This is a genomic window from Dysgonomonas gadei ATCC BAA-286 (genome assembly GCF_000213555.1).
In the GTDB taxonomy this organism is placed as follows: Bacteria; Bacteroidota; Bacteroidia; order Bacteroidales; family Dysgonomonadaceae; genus Dysgonomonas; species Dysgonomonas gadei.
In genome coordinates, this window is sequence record NZ_GL891992.1 from 60,508 (window position 1) to 82,725 (window position 22,218).

Consider the following 22,218-nt stretch of genomic DNA (forward strand, 5'->3'; position numbering starts at 1 on the left):
TCACTTTCTGCTACCGAGAAAGGCCAATGCTTTTTCCATATCTTCCGGAGTATCTATACCGATAGTTTCTGCATCTGTATATCCCACACGGATGCGGTATCCGTTTTCTATCCAGCGAAGCTGCTCCAACGATTCCGCCTTTTCCAATAAGGATTGAGGTAATCTGGTTATTTCATTCAGAATATCGGAGCGGTAAGCGTACATACCAATATGCTTGAAAAAAGTATGCTTATCGAGCCATTCGGTATGGTGCGCATCCCGGATATAAGGTACAATGGAACGGCTGAAATAAATGGCCTCGTTCTTTTTATTCACAACTACTTTAGGCGAGTTCGGGTTGAACAGAACTTCAAAACCATCTTCTTTTTTAAATGGCTTTACCAATGTTGCCAGTTCAACATCTTTGTTATCAAAACAGTTTTTAAGCGCTTCAATCTGTCCGGGTTGAATAAACGGCTCATCACCTTGCACATTGATTATCACATCAAAGCCATCACCTACTTTAGCATACGCCTCTTGTATACGATCCGTACCGCTCTTGTGATCCGGCGAAGTCATTACAGCCTTTCCTCCAAAAGATTCTACGACTTCGAATATCCGGGGATCGTCCGTTGCAACCCATACTTCGTCAATGGCTTTCTTTACCTGCTCATAAACACGTTGTATCATAGGCATTCCAGCCATATCGGCAAGAGGTTTTCCCGGAAAGCGGGTAGAGGCATAACGCGCGGGGATAATAGCTATAAATTTCATATTGACTCTTATTAAATGATATACAAATTTAGAAAATAAACTTATTATTCTTTCTTTACTCTATGAATGCTTTGCAAAAATGAAGTCTTTATTTACTGTTTGCAAGTGGCTTTTACAGTAATTAAAACACCTCCTTTTTTTGCATCTGCATATATGTGCCTATCGGAGATATAGGTAGCTCATATACAATACATAGATAAAGTTATCCCTGAAAAATACATTTCATAGAATATTCTCCACAAAAAAAGACAGCCTCATCAACTGTCTTTTATATTTTAGATTCCGAAGAATAATGGCGGTTTATCCCACACTACCTTCCAGACTTATCTGTAATAGTTTTTGGGCTTCTACTGCAAACTCCATAGGCAGATTTTGCATCACTTCTTTTGCATATCCGTTTACAATCAGGCCGACAGCCTCTTCCGTACCAATACCACGCTGGTTACAGTACAGTATCTGGTCTTCACTGATTTTCGATGTTGTAGCCTCATGCTCAATGATTGCACTTGGATTGGCAATATCCGAGTATGGGAAAGTATGTGCACCGCATTTATCGCCCAACAATAAGCTGTCGCATTGTGAGTGGTTACGAGCGCCTTCTGCTTTCGGAGATACCTTTACCAGTCCACGATACGAGTTTTGGCTTTGTCCGGCAGAAATACCTTTCGATACGATGCGGCTCCGGGTATTCTTCCCTATATGAATCATTTTCGTTCCTGTATCAGCCTGTTGGAAATTGTTCGTTACGGCTACAGAATAAAACTCGCCGATAGAATCATCCCCCGCAAGGATACATGAAGGATATTTCCATGTTACAGCTGAACCGGTTTCCACTTGTGTCCACGATATCTTAGATCCGCACCCTTTACAAACACCCCGTTTAGTCACGAAGTTGTAAATACCGCCTTTACCTTCTTTATCGCCCGGATACCAGTTCTGGACAGTCGAATATTTCACCTCGGCATGGTCGAGAGCAACAATCTCCACAATAGCCGCGTGCAACTGGTTTTCATCACGCATAGGCGCTGTGCAGCCTTCGAGGTAACTCACATACGAATTGTCGTCGGCAACGATCAGTGTACGTTCAAACTGTCCTGTATTAGCAGCATTGATACGGAAGTATGTAGACAATTCCATCGGGCAACGAACGCCTTTAGGAATATATACGAACGACCCGTCGCTGAATACTGCCGAGTTGAGTGTCGCAAAGAAATTATCACGATACGGCACTACCGACCCGAGGTATTTTTTCACCAACTCGGGATGCTCCTGCACAGCTTCACTGAACGAGCTGAATATAATCCCTTTTTCGGCCAGCACTTCTTTAAATGTCGTTTTCACCGAAACACTATCCACTACCGCATCTACAGCCATACCCGTCACACCTGCCAGTATTTCACGCTCGTGAAGAGGCACGCCCAACTTATCAAATGTCTTCAACAGTTCGGGATCTACCTCATCCAAACTTTTGGGACCGTCTTTCTTTTTAGGTGCAGCAAAATAACTGATGCTTTGGTAATCTATCGGCGGAATCTTGAGCATTGCCCAATCCGGCATATCCATTGTCAGCCAGTGACGGTATGCTTTCAGACGGAATTCCAGCAGCCATTCGGGCTCGTTCTTCTTTGCCGAAATCAGACGGACAACATCCTCGTTGAGTCCTACCGGAATAACCTCTGTTTCTATGTCTGTTACAAATCCGTATTTGTAATCACCGGAGGTAACATCTTCTAAAATTTTATCTTGAGTTTCTTGCATGAGTAATTAATTGTTTAGCCGATAGCCTTGGCCATCGTGCTGTTAGCTCTTTCAGTTTGCAAAGATACGATATTCCACGCACTTAAAATACATATATAAATATTTTGCATCACTCATAGAACAGATAGAACAGGCTTTTGTTTGCTCTTTTTCGTTTTTATAAGGACTTACCCCCTTTTAGTATAATATTATTAAAGCAGGGCGCAAGCGGATGTATTTCTCTTTTTCGCCATTCTTAAAAACTTAATCCGTACTTTTGTTCCTCATAAGTAAAAGAAGGTATTTAATGCAACATTATTTAATCATAACTGACTATTGCTGTTTTTAAATACGAAAACGCGAAATAGGTCTGCGACCTTAATCCAAGACAAAGTGGGAAAAAGCAAATTTTATACAAAAGAGGAAGAATTGGCAAACAGCCTGTCACATGCCGTAGGTATTCTGCTGGGCATCAGCGGTGGATATATACTCCTCGCCACTGCTATTGAGAACGGTAGCGGGTGGGCTATTGGTTGTGTTATCATCTACCTTTTCGGTATGATGGCGTCGTATATCACATCTACATGGTATCATGGCTGCAAGCACGACCGGCGGAAAAGTATGCTCCGCAAATGTGACCATGCTGCCATCTATCTGCATATAGCAGGTACATATGTTCCATTTACACTGTTGGTGCTGCGTAACGAAGGTGCATGGGGCTGGTCACTTTTCATCTTCATTTGGCTGGCTGCCATAGCAGGCTTGATACTTAGTTTTGCCAAGCTAAAAGACCATAGTAATCTGGAAACGATTTGCTTTGTACTGATGGGTTGTGCCATACTTGTCGCCTTCAAACCCCTGGCCGATGCATTATCTGCCGACGGACGCATCGGAGCTCTTTACCTGCTTATAGCAGGAGGGGTCTCATATATAGTGGGAGCTCTCTTCTATTCGTGGACAAAGAAGAAATATATGCATACTGTTTTCCATTTCTTTGTACTGGGTGGAAGCGTCTGTCATATGATTGCGATCTATTTCCTTTTGTAAAAAGTAACACATATCAGTTAACAGTCAATAGTTAGCAGTTAACGACTTGAACTCTAATCTACTCATAATTGCCCGCAGGACGGAGTAACTTGTATCTTTCTTCAAAAGGTAACAAAGGTAACACAAAGAGCAACTAATAATTAAGAATGAATAATTAATAATTGGCTTGTTATGCTAAGCTGAACGAAGCGTCTCTTTTATAAGAACTCCGTGCTACTCCTTTTTGGCTCTGCCGACCGTTGGTTCTCCGTGTTTTAAAATAAAAGGTAACACATTTTTGGCTTTCAGTTGATAGCTGTTAGCCAATATCTTATGTACAAAACCTGACAAACCTGACGACTTTTCACTCAATTTTTATTGTCACTTTTTCTTCTAAAGACTCCGCGCTACTCCGTTTACTCTGTGGTTAAAAATAAAAGGTAACAAAAGTTACACAGAAAACAATTAGTAAGTGAAAAATTAAAAGTGATAAATATTTTTCGTTCTTCACTTTTCGTTTTTCACTTACTACAATATTTCAAAGAACTATAAGCTAACAGCTAAAGGCTATTAGCTATTATTACATAGATAAATTATTCGAAAGTTTATATACAAATCAGTCTTGCTCTCCAAGATTAATTGTAACACCCCGTTTTTTCTTCCGTCATAATAATAAAATTGATGTTACATAAATTAAGCTTAATGATGAGAAGCGCGATCATTTTATTATTTATTTTCCTCTTTAGTATTTCTTTGCAAGCGATTGATGTGAAAGGACGTATAATAGACGTAAATACAAAGAAGCCGGTCGAGTTCGTAACGATGGTATTACTAAAGACCGACTCCACATATATTACCGGCTGCCAGACGGATACATTGGGATTATTTGCTATGGCAGGACAATTCCAGAAACAGGATTATCTACTGAAAGCCTCCTTTCTGGGATACAGGACTGCATTTATAAAGATAAGTAACTTGTCGTCTCACCTCGACTTAGGCGATATAGAGATGATTGAAGAATCGAAAGCACTGGGAGAGGTAACAGTGACGGCTAACAGAATAATAAATAAAGTAGACAGGCAGATAATCCTTCCCGATTCGATGCAGATAAAAAGTTCTGTCAATGCCTTCGACCTGCTAAGCAATATGTCGCTTGCCCGCTTGAATATCGACCCTGTAAACCAGACAATAAAAGTAGGCAATGAAGAAGTACAACTTCGGATCAATGGTGTACGTGCTACCGTACAGGAAGTTGCCGCTCTCCGCTCGAAAGATATCCTACGAGTGGAATATTTTGAAGACCCCGGCGTGCGTTTCGGCAACGAAAATGTAGGCGCGGTCGTAAACCTGATCGTGGACAGGCAGAAGAATTATGGCGGATATGTATCCGTAGACGGGCGCAATTCTCCTTATATAGGATTCGGAGACGATAATATTACGTTCAAGATGAATAATAAAGCGTCGGAATTCGGGCTTAATTATTATATAAATTACAGGTCTTACGATAAACGATGGACAGAACAAAGCGAATTACTGAATTTCCCGGCAAATCCGGTCTCCCGGGAACAAAGGGGGATCGAAGCCCCTATGGAATACCAGTATCATCGCTTCAACCTGACATATAACCTGACATCCGTAGATAAATATGTGTTTAATGTGGCTCTTAAGAATCAGCTTTATAATTACGATAATACAACAGACTTCAATAACTTCTACTCCGACAAGGTTACCCCGGCTTATTCCAGCGCGAGGCGGAATGGCTTCGAGTACACTCCGGTTCTGGATATATACTATAAGCAGGAATTGAAAAATAAGCAATCGCTGGCTGTTAATATAGTAGGTACATATATCAATTCGGACAGTGAAAGCAATTATCTGGAATCGGAGGAATCCGTGCCGCAGACAGAGATCTATAACAAGGTGGATGGTAATAAATATTCAGTTATCGGTGAAGCTGTTTATGAAAAACAGTTCAAAAACCTGACCTTTAGCGCCGGGGCAAAGCATACGCAGGGTTTTGCAGATAATACATACAGAGGGAATACGGATACAAAAACGGAAATGAAAAACTCCGATTCGTATGCTTTTGCACAGATACAAGGCAAGATAGCAAAAAAATTGGGTTATACTTTAGGGCTCGGCGGCTCGCGCATCTGGTTTAAGGAGGGAGAGAATGATGCCGCATTTTATACGATACGGCCTTCCGTGCAGTTAAATTATCCATTCAATGATAATCTGTCGGTAAAGTATTCATTTGTAGTGAGCAATAGAACCCCGTCGTTAGGCCAGCTCAGCAGAGTGGAGCAACAGGTGGATGCTTATCAGCTCAGCAGGGGCAATCCGGATCTGAAACTTACCAATACATATAACAACAAGTTGATATTCAATGTAAACAAAGGAATCTTTGACATCAGCACTACACTCGGATATATGTATTTCGATAAAGTTATTGTCAATACATACAGCATAGAGGGGGATAAGATCGTGTCGTATTCAGACAATCATAAAGGGCAGCATTACTTCTACTGGTCGGGAGATATTACCGCTAAAATAATAAAGGACATCTGGACTCTGACCGGCTGGTTTGGCCTGCAACGGGATATCTTCAATGCAAACACCGGGATAAACCATACTTATAATGCTATTTATGGAGGATTCCGCTCAAATGTATTGTATAAAAACCTCAGCTTTGTTATAGGGTTGAATTCCCGCTATAAGGAATTATGGGGAGAATCTATTTACTACGGGGAGGACTGGAACTATATAGAAGCCGGATATAAACACAAAGAGGCTAAATTATCGCTGGGGATGTCATATCCGTTCAAGGATTACTGGAGTGCCGGCAGTAGAAATATCTCATCCGTAAAACCGGCAACATCGTGGTCGTACATAAAAGAGAACGGGCATATGCTTTACCTGCGCTTTTCATGGAACATGTCTTTCGGGCGTAAGCATGAGGCAGGGAAGAAGAGCCTGGATAATGCCGATACGGATAAGGGGATATTATAAGGATTTCAAGATTTCAAGTTTCAAGATTATTCTCCTTAATTTTGAAATCTTGAAACCTGAAATCTTGAAACAACAATCATTCCCCTCCCACAGTCAGTTTACTCACCAATACCGATGGTAAACCCTGTCCGACCGGAACACCCTGCCCGTCTTTGCCGCAGGTCCATGCCCCTTCGTCTATTTTCAGGTTGTTGCCTGTCATGGTGATGTCGCCCAACGCCTTCGGGCCGTTCCCGATGATATTTATATCTTTTATCGGCCGGGTCAGTTTTCCGTTCTCTATCAGGTAGCCTGTCTTTACAAAGAATGTGAAGTCCCCGGCGCCGATCTGTACCTGCCCGTTTGTGAAATTATCCACATACACACCTTCTTTTACGGATGCTATAATATCGGCTTCCGGCGTATTCCCTTCTTCCATATAGGTAACCCGCATACGTGGTAATGGCGCGTACCGGAACGATTGACGCCGCCCGTTTCCCGTCGGTTCCACACCGTAATGCTTTGCGCTGATGCGATCGTGCAGGTAACTTTCGAGAATGCCGTCCTTTACAATGTATGTCTTTTGGCTCTCCACGCCTTCATCGTCGAAATTGATTGCGCCACGGGCATGTTCTATTGTGCCGTCATCCACAATGTTGATACCGGGCATACAGATCCGTTTGCCAAACCGGTCGGAAAATATAGATACATTTTTCCTGTTAAAGTCAGCCTCGAAGGTATGTCCGATAGCTTCGTGCAACAGAATACCCGAACTTCCGGCTCCCATAACCACAGGCATCTCGCCACCTTTAGGCTTTATGGCTTCGAACATGAGGGAGGTCTGTGCTACGGCTTCGCGGGCAATCGTTTCAATTAATTCCTCGTTCAGGAACTCAAATCCTTTCCGGTAAGCGCGTGAGCAATAGCCATTTTCTATTTTGCCGTCCTGCTCCATCGTACAAGATCCCGACATGATTGACATCGGACGGTAATCCCAAGTCAGTATACCTTCCGAGTTGAAAAAAAGGATATATGATGTAGCATCATTCAGACTTACAGATGCTTTGATAACACGGGGATCAAGCTCGAATATCCTGTCATTCAATTTCTGGACAAATAGTTTTTTGTCGGCTACCGATACGTCTAGCCAGGGCTTTTCTATTTTATAATAGTTATGAAAATGGCTTTCTCTTATTTCAACCGCATTATTTGTCCTTACAAGCATTGACGCGATACTTGCCGCTGTGCGGGCCGCTTTCAGTAAATCCTTAATATCGGTGTTCTCGACATAGGCATATCCGGTCTGATCTCCCGACACCACCCTTACTCCCGCACCGTAATCGATATTCGAAGCGGCACGGTTAACGTCTCCATCCCGGAGCGAGATACTATTGCTGAATGTATGCTCAAAATATATATCGGCGTAATCTCCTCCTTTACTCAGGGCTTCTGAGATCACTTTCAGTAAGTCACTTTCCGTGACGGAGAAATGTTGCAGTATATTCTGTCTGTTTATATTATCTATCATAATAATTCTGAAGTCTCCATTTTCTTAAATTTGTTTATCTGCCATATAAACATCCCCGCAGTCAACAATGTTGACAAACTATCTGCCACCGGCAATGAGAACCAGACACCATTCAGTTGGAAAAAGTGCGGTAATATGATCAGAGCAGGGATAAGCAACAGAAACTGGCGCGTCAGACTAAGGAAGATTGATTTCGCCGCCATCCCTATACACTGAAAGAAATTGGTAACCACAATCTGGAAACCGACCAAAGGCAGCATCACGGTTATGATGCGCAGAGCTTTCGATGCTTCGGCAGCCAGCGGGGCAGAAGGGTTGAACGGCTGTACTATAACATTAGGTAACAGCAGTCCGATCGCACAGCCTACAATACCTATACACACCCCTACTTTAATCGTATAATTGAGTGTTTCTTTCACCCTACTTATCCTTCTGGCTCCATAGTTATACCCCACTATCGGCTGCATACCTTGTGTAAGTCCTACCAGTACCATGATAATGATCATTACCAGGGTATTGGCAATAGCATATGCTTCTATGGCCACATTGCCGCCATACACTTTCAGCTTGTTGTTGAGCATGAATACCACGACCGACGCAGCTACCTGAATAAAGAAAGGGGACAAACCGATGCTGGCGATCGCCCATACTATCTTCGGATTCAGCCCTATGTTTTTCCTGCGTAAACGGAGCATACTGTTTTGGTTCATAAAGTGATGCATAACGAAGCATAACCCGATGAACATGGATATAATAGTTGCAATAGCAGCTCCCTTAATCCCCCATTCCAGTACAAATATGAATATGGGAGCAATAATGATATTCGCTATCACCCCGATCAGCATAGTATACATTGCCTTAGTCGGATAACCTGATGCACGCATCATACTGTTGAAGTTAAAGCACATGGTAAGAAAGATATTCCCAGGTAAATAATACAAAAGAAACTCTTTTGCATAAGGGAATGTTTCTTCAGTTGCACCTATTTGCATCAGTATAGGATCGAGGAACATAAATAATACGGTGACTAATGTTCCGGTCAGTATAAGGGTCATCAGAAAAGAGTTGCCGATAATTTTCTCTGCGGTTTCCTTATCGCCCCTACCCAGACAGATAGATATGCGGCTTGCCGAACCGGCTCCTACCAGCATACCCACAGCTGCAGTTAGGTTCATAATAGGCAGTACGATCCCCAGTCCTCCGATAGCATGGTCTCCCAGATTAGGGCCATGTCCGATATAAATACGGTCGATAATATTGTATAGCGCGTTGACCATTGTTCCCACGATAGCCGGGAGCGCATATTGCCAGAGTAGTTTACTTATCTTTTTATTCTCTAATTCATCTATGTTTGCGGTTTTCAACATTTTTAATCTGTTCTAATACGGTTAAGGAGTGTAGCCCTCCCATCTTTGAGGGTGCAAAGGTACAATTTATATTACTTATTTCACATGTAAAGGTCTCCGATTTTACCTATATCAATTTTCGTTTTTTTGTTAAAAAAAGAACTGCTTTCACGTGTGGTGTCTATTAAACCGAATACAAAACGTGTATTTGTGATTATATTTTTTAACTTTGCGTGGTTATTCGCATACGAACCAATTTTAATTTTTGAAACTAAAAAAATCTGAAGATAGATTGATAATGAATATACTAGAATTAAGCGAACAGGAAATCTTTCGTAGACAAAGTTTAGAAGAGTTGAGAGCGTTAGGGATAGAACCGTATCCGGCAGCGCTGTATGATGTAAATGCATATTCAAAAGAGATAAAAGAAAACTTCAAAGATGAAGCAGAGCGTCGCCCGGTAACTATTGCCGGTCGTATCATGGGCCGCCGTATCATGGGTAAAGCTTCATTTGTGGAGTTACAGGATGCGGAAGGACGTATACAGGTGTATATATCACGTGACGATCTGTGTCCGACCGAGGATAAAGAACTTTATAATACAGTCTTCAAAAAGTTACTGGACATCGGAGACTTCATAGGTATTAAAGGATTTGTATTCCGCACGCAGATGGGCGAAATTTCTGTTCATGCCGAAGAATTAACCGTATTAGGAAAATCGCTTCGTCCGCTTCCGGTAGTGAAGGTAAAAGACGGGGTTACCTACGACGGATTTACTGACCCTGAGCAACGCTATCGTCAGCGTTATGTCGACCTGATCGTCAACGAAGGCGTAAAAGATACATTTATCAAACGCACAAAAGTTTTTAATTCGATGCGTGAATTCCTGAACGGACACGGATACATAGAAGTGGACACACCCGTACTGCAAAGCATACCGGGAGGAGCTACGGCGCGTCCGTTTATTACTCATCACAATGCACTGGATATTCCATTGTATCTGCGTATCGCAAACGAACTTTACCTGAAACGCCTGATAGTGGGAGGATTCGACGGTGTCTATGAGTTTTCACGTAACTTCCGCAACGAAGGTATGGACAGGACACACAACCCTGAATTTACAGTAATGGAATTCTATGCAGCATATAAGGATTACAACTGGATGATGGATTTCACCGAGCGTATGCTGGAGAAAATCTGTATGGATGTGCATGGAACTACCAAAGTGAAAATGGGTAAAAATGAGATTGACTACAAAGCGCCTTACCCACGTGTGACCATGATAGATTCCATTAAGCATTTTACAGGTGTGGATATTAGCGGAATGAATGAGGTTCAGCTTCGCGATGTTTGCAAACAGCTTGGCGTGGAACAGGACGAGACGATGGGCAAAGGAAAGCTGATAGATGCCATCTTTGGAGACAAGTGTGAAGGAAATTATATACAACCTACATTTATCATCGACTATCCTGTGGAAATGTCGCCGCTGACAAAGAAACACCGCAATAATCCCGAACTTACCGAGCGCTTCGAATTGATGGTAAACGGTAAGGAACTTGCGAATGCCTATTCGGAGTTGAATGACCCGATAGATCAGCGCGCCCGTTTCGAAGACCAGCTAAAATTATCGGAAAAAGGAGATGACGAAGCGATGTTTATCGATCAGGATTTCTTGCGAGCACTGGAATACGGAATGCCGCCGACAAGCGGTATAGGTATAGGTATGGACCGTCTGGTAATGTTTATGACCGGACAGGAAAGTATTCAGGAAGTGATGTTCTTCCCTCAGATGCGCCCTGAAAAAGTGGCGAAGAAAGATCCTGTAGCAAAATATACGGAACTGGGAGTGTCGGAAGAATTGGTTCCTGTTCTCCAAAAAGCCGGATACCTTACAGTGGAAGACTTGAAAGATGTCAATCCACAGAAGATAAGACAGGATTTAGGTGATATCAACAAAAAGCATAAGCTGGAACTGGCATTGCCTTCGGTTGAAGTGATTGAGAGTTGGGTAAAAAAGATTAATTAATCACCCTATTTCTAACTAAAACATAAACACATGAGTTTTCCCGGTAAAATTGCAATTTTAGGTGGTGGAACATGGGCTACCGCATTAGCCAAGATTATGCTGAATCACGAAAAGCATATCAATTGGTATATGCGCCGTCCGGAACAGATACAGGACTTCAAAAAGACAGGGCATAACCCTTCTTATTTATCAACAGTTGAATTTAATCTGGATAGAATTTCATTCTATTCCAATATTACTCAGGTTGTTGAGGATTCCGATACACTGATCTTAGCTGTTCCTTCTCCTTTTCTCAAAAGCCATCTGGATAAACTGACCACTAAAATAAGCGACAAGTTTATTATTTCGGCCATCAAGGGAATTATCCCTCCCGAAAACCTGTTGGTTACCGATTATCTGACGCAATTCTACGATATCCCTGTTGAGAATATGGCTATTGTCGGCGGGCCTTGCCATGCCGAGGAAATAGCCTTGGAGAGACTGACATATCCTACCATTGCCTGCCCTGACATTGAAAAGGCACACGCCATTGCCGGAATATTCAATAACAGGTTTGTGCGGGCATCCGTATCGAATGACGTGTCAGGTATCGAGCTGGCGGCTGTGTTGAAAAATGTATATGCCATTGCTTCGGGTATTTGCCACGGACTGAAATATGGAGATAACTTTCAGGCGGTACTGGTATCGAATGCAATATCCGAGATGGAACGTTTTGTAGATATTGTATCTCCGATAGAAAGACGGATTCAGGATTCGGCATATCTGGGAGATTTATTAGTTACTTGTTATTCCAGTTTCAGCCGTAACCGTACATTCGGTTCCATGATAGGAAAGGGTTATTCCGTAAAAGCCGCTCAGATAGAGATGGAAATGATCGCCGAAGGATATTATGGTACAAAATGTATCAGGGAAATGAACGAAAAATATAATGTGAATATTCCTATAGCTGATCTGGTGTATCGCGTATTATACGAAAATGCATCAGCGCGCGAGGGAGTTAAAGTATTGAGAGAACAAATATTAAAATAAATAAAGGTTATGGATAAGGTTATCAAATTAGACATTAGCAAGACTTTAGGTTTTATTAATCAGGCTGATATCAACAATCAGGCTGCTTTGGCAAAGAAATGCAATGAAGCATTGCACGATGGTTCGGGTAAAGGAAACGACTTTCTGGGTTGGTTGAATTTACCTTCCTCGATTACAGATGCTGAATTAAAAGATATAGAAGATACAGCGAAAGCGTTACAGGCAAAATGCGAAGTGATTGTACTTGTCGGTATCGGTGGTAGCTATCTGGGTTCAAGGGCTGTTATCGATTCCCTGTCGAATGCCTTCGACTGGTTGCAACGCGACCGTAAGACACCTGTAATCCTATATGCAGGAAACAATATCGGTGAAGACTATCTTGTGGAATTACTGGCATACCTGAAAGGTAAATCTTTCGGTATCATCAATATATCCAAATCGGGAACAACAACAGAACCTGCTTTGGCTTTCCGCATCCTTAAAGCCGAACTGGAAAAAACAGTAGGTAAGGGTGAAGCGAAACACCGTATCGTAGCTATTACAGATGCTGCGCGTGGAGCATTGTTTACACTGGCTACAAAAGAAGGGTTTAAAAAATATGTGATTCCTGATAATGTAGGAGGACGCTATTCTGTGTTGACTCCGGTAGGCTTGCTTCCTATCGCACTAGCCGGAATTGATATCCGTCAGCTGGTTGCCGGTGCTGCATATATGGAAAAAGAAACCGCACCTGCTGTACCTTTCGGAAAAAACATTGCTGAAATATATGCCGTAACGCGTAATGAATTATACAAAAAAGGTAAGAAAATCGAAATCCTGGCCAACTTCAACCCTAAGTTGCACTACATCGCAGAATGGTGGAAACAACTTTACGGTGAAAGCGAAGGCAAGGAAAATAAAGGTATCTTCAATGCTGCGGTTGACTTTACCGCCGACCTTCACTCTATGGGACAATGGATACAGGAAGGTGAACGTTCTATCTTCGAAACTGTTATATCAGTAGCTCAACCGAATGAAACATTGACAGTGCCTACCGATGAAGAAAATCTTGACGGATTAAACTTCCTTGCAGGAAAACGTGTGGATTTTGTGAATAAGATGGCTGAACTGGGCACACAGTTGGCTCACGTTGACGGAGGTGTGCCGAACATCAAAGTGGAGGTACCTAAACTGGATGCATACTGTATCGGACAGTTGTTGTACTTCTTCGAGAAAGCATGTGGTATCAGCGGGTATATCTTAGGTGTGAATCCATTCGACCAACCGGGAGTGGAAGCATATAAGAAAAATATGTTCGCTTTGTTGGATAAACCGGGTTTTGAAAAGGATAGCGAAGCTATTAAGAAAAGATTATAATACACAATAAAGCCATTAGTAAATAGCCGTTAGTTTATAGCGGCTATTAGCTGACGGCTATCAACTAAAAATATGATAGAAAAAAAACACTTACTGGGTATGACCATGGATGAATTCTATGGAGTGGCAGGTGAGTGCGGTCTACCCAGATTTGCAGCAAAGCAGATCGCCGATTGGGTATACAAGAAAAGGGTAACATCGATAGACCAGATGACAAATATCTCGGTCGCAAACAGGGCTTTGTTGTCGGAAAAATACGATGTGGGAAGATATATCCCGCTCGAATTTCAGCAATCTGTAGATGGTACTGTTAAGTATTTATTCAAAACGGAGAACGATAAACTTATCGAAGCCGTGATGATCCCCGAGGACGACAGGGCTACGCTTTGTGTGTCTTCACAAGTCGGTTGCAAGATGAACTGCCTGTTTTGCATGACAGGGAAACAGGGCTTCAACGGCAATCTTACTGCCAATGAAATATTGAATCAGCTCTATTCGGTTCGTGAAGCCGAAGATCTGACGAATGTTGTCTTTATGGGAATGGGTGAGCCTCTGGACAATTATGAGCAATTGAAAAAGACACTCGAAATTATGACAGCCGATTATGGCATGGCCTGGAGTCCGAAAAGAATAACAGTATCTACAACCGGTGTTACGCCCAAGTTGAAACGTTTTCTGGATGAAAGCAATGCCCATCTGGCAATCAGCATCCATAGCCCGGAGAAAGAACAGAGGCTATCCATTATGCCGGCCGAAAAGGCTTTTCCTATAGCCGGGGTGATGGACTTATTAAAAGAATATGACTGGACAAAGCAACGGCGATTGTCTTTTGAATATATAATGTTTGATAATTTCAACGATTCGCTCGTACATGCCAAAGAACTGGCACAGATGCTCAGAGGAATCGAATGCAGGGTAAATCTCATACGTTTCCATGCGATACCGAATGTTAATCTGAAAACATCGACAAAGGAAAAAATGGAGGCATTCAGGGATTATCTGACAAGTAAAGGTGTTACTTCGACCATACGCGCATCGCGCGGCGAAGATATATTCGCGGCTTGCGGTATGTTGTCGACAATGAAAAGTAAAAAGAATGAAGAATAATCAGGTTGTATTTAACGGGATCCATGATGGGAAGATGACTTTGCCGAAAGACTTTGCCGTTCTTTTCCCAAAAATGACCCGGTTATTGGATAAAGCATATAAAGTAGAATTTACGCTGAACGGCAATCAGCGGTTCCGGCAGTATATATGGACGCTCAACGGCGGAAGTACCATCGGCTGGCTTTGTAAACTGGAACATTGTGTGCCCCAAGGGCGTAATATTATACCCGAGCACATTCTGCTATCCCAAAATATGGGAGGGATTGTAGAATATTGGCTCGAAGACAATACTATGGAGGCGGAAAGTTTCATAGATGCCAATCAGTTTACATTCTCGTTAGTAGATTCCACAGTCGGTATCGGAGGATGGGAACAAAATTATGCGGATGAATGTAAATTGCAGGGTATAGAACCGATGGATACGTCCGACTTTCTGACTTTTGCTCTTGAAGCGAATGGAAATACGACCTTCTATAATCATAAAACAAAAGAAGTTTTCGTTTATTTACATGACGACTATTCACCATTCGAAATCACACCGCACAAAGGTCATCCGTTATGTACAATTTATCAATACGATAAAGCCCCGACCTTTGTCGATTTTGTCGAAACCCTTGCCGGACAATGGCTGCAGGTAATAGAATCTAAAAACTAAATCAAACTATGATAAAAGTAGGTATAACACAAGGTGATATAAACGGGATAGGATATGAAGTTATTCTGAAAACATTTGCAGATATCCGGATGGCAGAGATGTGTATTCCTGTCATTTACGGCTCGGCAAAAGTAGCTTCCTTTCATCGCAAAGCGATGGAATTACAACCTGTTTCGTTCAACCAGATAAATAATGCGAAAGATGCGGTGGTAAACAAAGTGAATATCATCAACTGTATTAATGAAGATACTAAAATTGAAATCGGACAATCGACTGCAATAGCAGGAGAAGCAGCATATAAATCGCTTGAAAAAGCAGTTGCAGACCTTAAAAGCGGACTGATCGACGTCCTTGTGACAGCCCCTATCAACAAACATAATATTCAGCGTGAAGATTTCCATTTTCCCGGGCATACGGAATATCTTGAAGAACGGTTTGGTAAAGACGGAGATAAAAGCCTGATGATTCTGATTAAGGACTCGCTTCGCATTGCTCTTGTAACAGGGCATATTCCGTTGGCTGATGTTCCTAAATCACTAACAAAAGAAAAAATAATGGATGCTGCTATACGCTTCGAAACCAGCCTGAAACGTGATTTCAGAATTGGGAGGCCACGTATTGCAGTATTATCTCTTAATCCGCACGCAGGAGAAAACGGCTTACTGGGAACAGAAGAGAATGATATCATCACTCCTGCCATAAAGGAATTACAAGATAAAAAAGTACTGTGCTTTGGACCTTATCCTGCCGATGGTTTTTTCGGAGCAGGTGGATTCGCAAAGTTCGACGGTATACTGGCAATGTATCACGACCAGGGTTTAGCACCTTTCAAAACTTTAGCTATGGAAGACGGTGTTAACTTTACGGCCGGATTACCTATTATCCGTACGTCTCCGGCTCACGGAACGGCCTATGGCATAGCCGGAAAGAATGAAGCTTCGGAAGAATCTTTTCGTCAGGCCGTCTATATGGCCATAGATACTTTCGGTAATAGGATCGAATTTGATAAAGCACATGCCAACCCATTGAAGAAACTCTATGTAGAAAGAGGTGGAGATAATGAAGTGCTTGACCTGACTACAGAAGAATAATTTTTCTGTTCAGATTAAACCTTTTTGATTGACTTTAGTCAAAAAATATTAATATTTATGAATTATGCTATAATAGCAGCGGGGGAAGGCTCCAGACTGGCTCAAGAAGGTGTTACTTTGCCGAAGCCTTTGGTAAAGCTGGATGGAAAAGAAATGATTCGTCGTTTGATCGATATTTTCCTCAAGAATGATGCTTCTTCGATAAGTATTATTATCAATGAGGAGATGATACAGGTTCAGGATTATATATCCAATCTGAAGCTTAATGTACCGTTTAATGTCGTGGTGAAATCTACCCCCAGTTCGATGCATAGTTTTTTTGAACTGCGAAATTTTCTACGGGATGGAAAATTCTGCCTGACTACAGTCGATACCATATTCAAAGAAGAGGAATTCGGCAATTTCATACAGGCTTTTGCCTCAGATGAAGATAATGACGGCATGATGGCTGTAACAGACTATATAGACGATGAAAAGCCATTGTATGTGGAAGTTGACAGTAAAATGAATATAAAGGGTTTTCTTGATAATTCAGATAATTGTAAGTATATATCGGGTGGAATATATGGACTCACCCCCAAAGCAATAGATACATTAGAATCCTGTCTCGAAGCAGGGCAGTCACGGATGCGTAATTTTCAACGGCAACTGGTAACTGATAACCTGAATCTGAAAGCATTTCCTTTTGTAAAGATTGTTGACGTAGACCATGCAGAAGATATAAAGAAGGCAGAGCAATTTGTAAAAAATAAAGATGTCAAAAATTAGAATAGCAGGAGTCAAAAGGAATACTAAATTTTCTCCCAACCATATTGGTAATGATGGTATGATATTCAACCTTACGGCTGAATGTCTGCGTAATATGGGATATGAAGTAAGAGAGTATACCGAATCCGAGTTTGTACTAAGCGAGGAGAACGAGAAGTATATTTTCAATATGGCCCGCGACAAAAGCACACTCAAACGGCTGAAACAATATGAGGCAGACGGTGCGATAATCATAAATCCAGGAACAGGTATCGAAAACTGTACCCGCACTACCATGACACGTTTGCTGATGGATAATAATATACCGCACCCTGAAAGTATAATCGTAGATGTGACCGACGATCCTACCAAAGAACTGGAGAGAATGAATACCGGTGCTTTCTGGATAAAAAGAGGCGATTCACATACGATTCACCGTGAGGATGTCACTTATGCCCGTAATATAGAAGAAGCTAAATCTATTTTACAGGAATTTGCATTGCGCGATATACCCAATGCTGTGATAAACGAGCATCTTGTCGGAGATCTGGTTAAGTTTTACGGAGTATACGGCACTGACTTTTTCTATTGGTTCTATCCTTTCGATCTAAGTCTTACCAAATTCGGTTTGGAAGCTGTAAACGGGAGCGCGAAAGAATTTCCATTCGATCTGGACGCTTTGAAGAAGACTTGCAGTAAAGCCGGAGAAGTACTGAATGTAGATATATACGGCGGGGATTGTATCATCGCAGCTGACGGTTCGTTCAAAATTATTGATTTTAATGACTGGCCCAGCTTTGCACCTTGCCGTGAAAAATCCGTTCCGTATATTGCTGAACGTATTTCGCAAAAGATATCTGCGAATACAAATACGGAATATTGATAAAATGTAAATAATGTCGTATTGACAAACATTTTCAGAAAATTAAATGTAGTCAGATTATATATTTTTAACCACTTTGATATCAATGCATTTTTTGATAACTTTGTGCCTTTATTGAAAAAATGAAACAAAAGAACCTCTTTCATATAATTATCGCATCAGGCTTTGGTACGGGTTTCTCCCCGTTTGCACCCGGTACAGCGGGCGCAGCATTAGCTGCTATTATATGGATTGCCCTTTCTTTATTTGTTTCTCCTCTCCCCCTACTACTGATAACTATTGCATTAATTATCATATTTACAGCTCTTGGCGTTTGGTCTTCAAATGTACTTGAACCCTCTTGGGGCAAAGATCCTTCACGCATTGTTGTCGATGAAATGGTCGGTGTATGGATAACCCTTCTGGCTGCCGACGCAGGAAATATATATCATGCGCTGATTGCATTTGCCTTGTTCAGGTTATTTGATATATGGAAACCGTTGGGCATCCGCAAAATGGAGAGCCTGAAAGGCGGATGGGGTGTAATGATGGATGACGTGCTTGCAGGAGTGTATGGCTTTATAATATTATTAGGAGGAAAATGGCTGATTGGGTAAAGAAGGTCACGAAAACCGTCTCTGAAAAAGGTGGGATTTTCATGTTTGTGCGGGCGCAGTTCTCCTCACAAATATCTAGTTTGACAGACTTTACTGTAACCATATTACTCACTAATATTTTTGGTGTCTTTTATGGTAATGCTACCCTTTTCGGTAATATTTCGGGAGGAGTAGTCAATTGTATTATAAATTATAAATGGACATTCAAGGCTCAGGACAGTAAGATAAAACACGTCGCTATAAAATACGTGATGGTCTGGCTGGTCAATCTGTTCCTGAACAGGGAAGGAACCGTGCTGGTGACAGAACTGGTGACCAAGTGGCTGCCTATGGAAAGCCTTCCGGATATTATTGCCAACAATGTGTTCCTTATACCAAAGATAATTGTATCGCTTATCGTGGGTTTTGGATGGAACTACAATATGCAGCGCCTTTTTGTATACAAAAACAGAGATTTCAAAAAATATTTTGTAAAAAAGAATACGGCGGAAAATAAAAAAGAAGAAGTTATAGAGAGAGAAAAGAAACATACGGATGACATATAGAGAGGTGTTGCTGTATGCACAACTATATATAAACCTTAAAAAGTGGAAGAATGAAAGCTAGAGATATTGCTCAACAAATAATTTATAAAATTATTGACCCTCTTGTCAGAGGGATGGTAAGGATTGGTATAACACCCAATTTCATTACAGCCACGGGACTGATTCTGAATATCGTAGCCTGTGTCATTTTTATTTGCGGGGCTATGCGGGGAAAAGTCTTTTTCGGGCACACCTATGGCCATGCGGGTGATCTGTCATTTGTAGGTTGGGGAGGATTCGTTATTTTATTTGCCGGACTGTTCGATATGATGGACGGACAGGTTGCCCGTATTGGAAAAATGAGTTCCCGCTACGGAGCACTGTTCGATTCGGTGCTTGACCGTTACAGTGAACTGATTGTCCTATTCGGTATTTGTTATTATCTGATTCTGCAAGGATATTTCTTTAGTTCGTTATTTGCATTTATTGCTCTTATCGGTTCCATGATGGTAAGTTATGTACGTGCGCGTGCCGAAGGATTGGGTATAGAATGTAAAGGTGGATTCATGCAACGTCCCGAGCGTGTGGTGACTATTGCCGTAGGATGTATACTCTGCGGGCTGTTCGGATATTTCTTCCCTGATTATCGTGTCGCAGTACCTCACAAAGAAAGCATCCCTTTGTTTGAACCTATATTAATTATGGTAGTACCGATTGCCTTTGTTGCCATATTTTCCAATATTACAGCTATTAACCGCCTGAGACACTGCAAAAGAGTGTTACAGGAACAAGACCGAAAAGATAAAGCAGGAGAATAAATAGATGAAGTTACAGATTTCTTTACCAACTCTGAGAGAGAGTGTTATTGTTGTTGGGATAACCATTCTGTTTTCTATATTGACAAGCATATTTGTAGGATTCCGACCCGAACATTTTCTATTGATCGCCCTTTTTCTCTTGTTGTTTTTTGTTAATACCAAGACCCGGAAATTAGCTGTAGGATTATTACCATTTCTTATATTTGGCATTTCATACGACTGGATGCGTGTATATCCCAATTATCTGGTGAATCCGATAGATGTAGAGGGATTATACAATCTGGAGAAAGCGTTATTCGGTATTACAGTAGATGGTGCCGTACTTATTCCTTGCGAGTATTTCACTCTACATACGAGTGCAATCGCCGATTTTTTAGCCGGTATATTTTATTTGGGCTGGGTACCTGTTCCGGTGGCATTCGGTCTATACCTATATTTCAAGAAAGACAGGGATATGTTCCTTCGCTTTGCAATGGTTTTCCTCTTTGTCAATCTGCTCGGTTTCACGTGTTATTATATTCATCCTGCTGCACCGCCATGGTATGCGATGAATTACGGGTTTGAACCGGTATTGAATACACCCGGTAATATGGCCGGCTTAGTCCGGTTTGATGAACTGATAGGTTTCCCCTTGTTTAATTCCATCTATGGGCGTAATGCCAATGTATTTGCGGCGGTTCCGTCCCTGCATTCGGCATATCTGGTAGTGGTACTGTTCTATGCTATAAAGAAGAAATGTAACCGGGGTATTCTGTCCGTTGTTATAATATTTTTATTCGGCATATGGTTTACAGCAGTATATACGTCTCACCATTATATCATAGATGTGCTGTTAGGCATCCTTTGCGCAGTAGTGGGCATTGCCTTATTCGAATTTGTGCTGATGAGACTGGGCTGGTTTAAATCATTTTACAGCAAATATCTGAATTATATAAAGTAAGTTACAGATTGTTTGTAACAGACTGTCAGCTGAAAAAAGCATATGAAAGAGAAATTAATAAGCAGGGATATGATACAAAACCTGCATCCTATATTCAGAGGGCGTTTTGGAAACGTCCTTACAAATATTGTATTTAGTGTAGGAGGCCTAAATAAGGTAAACGCTATTTACGATGCCTCCAAACAGTATACAGGTCTTGAATTTGTGAATGATATGCTCGACAAAATGGGGATCATCCGCAAGTATGAGAATTATGAAGTCCTTGATCAATTCAAAGAAGGGCCGTTCATTACGGTTTCGAACCATCCAATAGGTCATATAGATGGAATAATAGCTATCAGTACAGTAGCAGGTAAACGCCGCGACTACAAGATGATGGTAAACTGGATGCTGAGCCAGATAGATACAATGGATGAGCATTTTATCGGGGTCAATCCTTATGCTAAAGGAAATAAGATGAAAGATTTGAAATCGAGTCTGGGGGGTGTAAAGCAATGCCTGGAGCATTTGCATGACGGACATCCGTTGGGGCTGTTTCCGGCAGGAGGTGTATCGACCAATCATCTGACTAAGACCGAAGATCGTGAATGGCAACCGACTGTTCTTAAATTGATAAAGAAAGCAAAGGTTCCGGTTATTCCTATGTATATAGATGGAAGCAATTCGTGGATATATCGTACATTAGGATTTATTAGCTGGAAAATAAGGACTGTACGTCTATTGCATGAAACGACGAACAAAAGAGGTAAGACTATTTATGTACGTTTCGGTAAACCGATCTCTGTTGAGGAGCAAGCCAAATTCACAGATATAAAAGAGTTTGGCGAATTTTTGAAAGCACAGACTTATGCCATGAAGAAGAAAAGATAATTGGAGGTATCCCGGCATACATTTCGACACTAAGATATAAAAGCATCTGAGAAATCAGGTGCTTTTCTTTTGGTTAAATGCAATGCCAAAGTATCAGGCTCTTTTCATGAAGGTTTTGGAAAAATTATTAGCTTTGTGCAAATGTGTGACAATCATCGTATTTAATGAAAATAACTATTTGGATATATCTTATACTCT

The 22,218-nt window shown here is 41.5% G+C and carries 19 protein-coding genes; 15 read left to right on the top strand and 4 right to left on the bottom strand.

Going from position 1 to position 22,218, the window contains the following annotated elements:
* Together kdsB and sufB are read right to left on the bottom strand one after the other, a co-directional pair.
* On the bottom strand, positions 1-753 hold the full coding sequence (gene kdsB / locus HMPREF9455_RS19095) for a 3-deoxy-manno-octulosonate cytidylyltransferase (RefSeq protein ID WP_006801403.1): 753 nt from the start codon (positions 751-753) through the stop codon (positions 1-3).
* Between the two features lie 300 nt (positions 754-1,053).
* The gene (sufB, locus tag HMPREF9455_RS19100) at positions 1,054-2,511 is read right to left on the bottom strand and encodes a Fe-S cluster assembly protein SufB (RefSeq protein WP_006801404.1); all 1,458 of its coding nucleotides are present in this window, start codon (positions 2,509-2,511) and stop codon (positions 1,054-1,056) included.
* 372 nt (positions 2,512-2,883) lie between these two features.
* On the opposite strand from sufB, the gene trhA reads away from it, so the two are divergent.
* Both trhA and HMPREF9455_RS19110 read left to right on the top strand, forming a co-directional pair.
* Positions 2,884-3,537: a PAQR family membrane homeostasis protein TrhA gene (gene trhA / locus HMPREF9455_RS19105; RefSeq protein WP_006801405.1), complete on the top strand. Its 654-nt coding sequence runs from the start codon at positions 2,884-2,886 to the stop codon at positions 3,535-3,537.
* Between the two features lie 681 nt (positions 3,538-4,218).
* The gene (locus HMPREF9455_RS19110; RefSeq protein WP_245532211.1) at positions 4,219-6,525 is read left to right on the top strand and encodes a TonB-dependent receptor; all 2,307 of its coding nucleotides are present in this window, start codon (positions 4,219-4,221) and stop codon (positions 6,523-6,525) included.
* 76 nt (positions 6,526-6,601) lie between these two features.
* Here HMPREF9455_RS19110 and HMPREF9455_RS19115 read toward each other — a convergent pair whose 3' ends face one another.
* Both HMPREF9455_RS19115 and HMPREF9455_RS19120 read right to left on the bottom strand, forming a co-directional pair.
* On the bottom strand, positions 6,602-8,032 hold the full coding sequence (locus HMPREF9455_RS19115; RefSeq protein ID WP_006801407.1) for a TldD/PmbA family protein: 1,431 nt from the start codon (positions 8,030-8,032) through the stop codon (positions 6,602-6,604).
* A complete protein-coding gene (locus HMPREF9455_RS19120) occupies positions 8,029-9,399 on the bottom strand; it encodes an MATE family efflux transporter (protein ID WP_006801408.1) in 1,371 nt (456 codons plus the stop codon). Before HMPREF9455_RS19120 ends, HMPREF9455_RS19115 begins: the two co-directional genes overlap by 4 nt.
* Before the next feature lie 277 nt (positions 9,400-9,676).
* Here HMPREF9455_RS19120 and lysS point away from each other — a divergent pair, with 277 nt between their 5' ends.
* The 13 genes from lysS (at position 9,677) to HMPREF9455_RS19185 (ending at position 22,020) form a co-directional block, all read left to right on the top strand.
* Entirely contained in the window at positions 9,677-11,404 is a 1,728-nt protein-coding gene (gene lysS / locus HMPREF9455_RS19125; RefSeq protein WP_006801409.1) for a lysine--tRNA ligase, read from the top strand.
* A 30-nt stretch (positions 11,405-11,434) separates the two neighbouring features.
* The gene (locus tag HMPREF9455_RS19130) at positions 11,435-12,433 is read left to right on the top strand and encodes an NAD(P)H-dependent glycerol-3-phosphate dehydrogenase (protein WP_006801410.1); all 999 of its coding nucleotides are present in this window, start codon (positions 11,435-11,437) and stop codon (positions 12,431-12,433) included.
* A 9-nt stretch (positions 12,434-12,442) separates the two neighbouring features.
* On the top strand, positions 12,443-13,789 hold the full coding sequence (locus HMPREF9455_RS19135) for a glucose-6-phosphate isomerase (RefSeq protein ID WP_006801411.1): 1,347 nt from the start codon (positions 12,443-12,445) through the stop codon (positions 13,787-13,789).
* Between the two features lie 72 nt (positions 13,790-13,861).
* On the top strand, positions 13,862-14,896 hold the full coding sequence (rlmN, locus tag HMPREF9455_RS19140; protein ID WP_044216807.1) for a dual-specificity RNA methyltransferase RlmN: 1,035 nt from the start codon (positions 13,862-13,864) through the stop codon (positions 14,894-14,896).
* Entirely contained in the window at positions 14,886-15,551 is a 666-nt protein-coding gene (locus HMPREF9455_RS19145; RefSeq protein WP_006801413.1) for a hypothetical protein, read from the top strand. The genes rlmN and HMPREF9455_RS19145 overlap by 11 nt, the downstream gene beginning before the upstream one ends.
* 8 nt (positions 15,552-15,559) lie before the next feature.
* Positions 15,560-16,642 (top strand): 4-hydroxythreonine-4-phosphate dehydrogenase PdxA, encoded by a 1,083-nt coding sequence (pdxA, locus tag HMPREF9455_RS19150; protein ID WP_006801414.1) that lies wholly within the window; start codon positions 15,560-15,562, stop codon positions 16,640-16,642.
* A 57-nt stretch (positions 16,643-16,699) separates the two neighbouring features.
* Positions 16,700-17,410, top strand: coding sequence for a sugar phosphate nucleotidyltransferase (locus HMPREF9455_RS19155; RefSeq protein WP_006801415.1), 711 nt, complete (start codon positions 16,700-16,702; stop codon positions 17,408-17,410).
* Positions 17,397-18,272, top strand: a complete 876-nt coding sequence (locus tag HMPREF9455_RS19160; protein WP_006801416.1) for a hypothetical protein — start codon at positions 17,397-17,399, stop codon at positions 18,270-18,272. The genes HMPREF9455_RS19155 and HMPREF9455_RS19160 overlap by 14 nt, the downstream gene beginning before the upstream one ends.
* Positions 18,273-18,394: 122 nt before the next feature.
* Complete coding sequence (locus HMPREF9455_RS19165; protein WP_006801417.1) at positions 18,395-18,868, top strand: phosphatidylglycerophosphatase A family protein; 474 nt, start codon at positions 18,395-18,397, stop codon at positions 18,866-18,868.
* Entirely contained in the window at positions 18,853-19,413 is a 561-nt protein-coding gene (locus tag HMPREF9455_RS19170; RefSeq protein ID WP_044216809.1) for a GtrA family protein, read from the top strand. The genes HMPREF9455_RS19165 and HMPREF9455_RS19170 overlap by 16 nt, the downstream gene beginning before the upstream one ends.
* 50 nt (positions 19,414-19,463) lie before the next feature.
* Positions 19,464-20,210: a CDP-alcohol phosphatidyltransferase family protein gene (locus tag HMPREF9455_RS19175; RefSeq protein ID WP_006801419.1), complete on the top strand. Its 747-nt coding sequence runs from the start codon at positions 19,464-19,466 to the stop codon at positions 20,208-20,210.
* 4 nt (positions 20,211-20,214) lie between these two features.
* The gene (locus HMPREF9455_RS19180; protein ID WP_006801420.1) at positions 20,215-21,150 is read left to right on the top strand and encodes a phosphoinositol dihydroceramide synthase; all 936 of its coding nucleotides are present in this window, start codon (positions 20,215-20,217) and stop codon (positions 21,148-21,150) included.
* Between the two features lie 42 nt (positions 21,151-21,192).
* The gene (locus tag HMPREF9455_RS19185; protein ID WP_006801421.1) at positions 21,193-22,020 is read left to right on the top strand and encodes a lysophospholipid acyltransferase family protein; all 828 of its coding nucleotides are present in this window, start codon (positions 21,193-21,195) and stop codon (positions 22,018-22,020) included.
* Positions 22,021-22,218: the final 198 nt, after the last annotated feature.

Bases quoted from the DNA above. Each gene is read 5' to 3' on its own strand.
- kdsB (WP_006801403.1), bottom strand. From the start codon at position 753: ATGAAATTTATAGCTATTATCCCCGCGCGTTATGCCTCTACCCGCTTT.
- sufB (WP_006801404.1), bottom strand. From the start codon at position 2,511: ATGCAAGAAACTCAAGATAAAATTTTAGAAGATGTTACCTCCGGTGAT.
- HMPREF9455_RS19110 (WP_245532211.1), top strand. From the start codon at position 4,219: ATGATGAGAAGCGCGATCATTTTATTATTTATTTTCCTCTTTAGTATT.
- HMPREF9455_RS19115 (WP_006801407.1), bottom strand. From the start codon at position 8,032: ATGATAGATAATATAAACAGACAGAATATACTGCAACATTTCTCCGTC.
- HMPREF9455_RS19120 (WP_006801408.1), bottom strand. From the start codon at position 9,399: ATGTTGAAAACCGCAAACATAGATGAATTAGAGAATAAAAAGATAAGT.
- lysS (WP_006801409.1), top strand. From the start codon at position 9,677: ATGAATATACTAGAATTAAGCGAACAGGAAATCTTTCGTAGACAAAGT.
- HMPREF9455_RS19130 (WP_006801410.1), top strand. From the start codon at position 11,435: ATGAGTTTTCCCGGTAAAATTGCAATTTTAGGTGGTGGAACATGGGCT.
- HMPREF9455_RS19135 (WP_006801411.1), top strand. From the start codon at position 12,443: ATGGATAAGGTTATCAAATTAGACATTAGCAAGACTTTAGGTTTTATT.
- rlmN (WP_044216807.1), top strand. From the start codon at position 13,862: ATGATAGAAAAAAAACACTTACTGGGTATGACCATGGATGAATTCTAT.
- HMPREF9455_RS19145 (WP_006801413.1), top strand. From the start codon at position 14,886: ATGAAGAATAATCAGGTTGTATTTAACGGGATCCATGATGGGAAGATG.
- pdxA (WP_006801414.1), top strand. From the start codon at position 15,560: ATGATAAAAGTAGGTATAACACAAGGTGATATAAACGGGATAGGATAT.
- HMPREF9455_RS19155 (WP_006801415.1), top strand. From the start codon at position 16,700: ATGAATTATGCTATAATAGCAGCGGGGGAAGGCTCCAGACTGGCTCAA.
- HMPREF9455_RS19160 (WP_006801416.1), top strand. From the start codon at position 17,397: ATGTCAAAAATTAGAATAGCAGGAGTCAAAAGGAATACTAAATTTTCT.
- HMPREF9455_RS19165 (WP_006801417.1), top strand. From the start codon at position 18,395: ATGAAACAAAAGAACCTCTTTCATATAATTATCGCATCAGGCTTTGGT.
- HMPREF9455_RS19170 (WP_044216809.1), top strand. From the start codon at position 18,853: ATGGCTGATTGGGTAAAGAAGGTCACGAAAACCGTCTCTGAAAAAGGT.
- HMPREF9455_RS19175 (WP_006801419.1), top strand. From the start codon at position 19,464: ATGAAAGCTAGAGATATTGCTCAACAAATAATTTATAAAATTATTGAC.
- HMPREF9455_RS19180 (WP_006801420.1), top strand. From the start codon at position 20,215: ATGAAGTTACAGATTTCTTTACCAACTCTGAGAGAGAGTGTTATTGTT.
- HMPREF9455_RS19185 (WP_006801421.1), top strand. From the start codon at position 21,193: ATGAAAGAGAAATTAATAAGCAGGGATATGATACAAAACCTGCATCCT.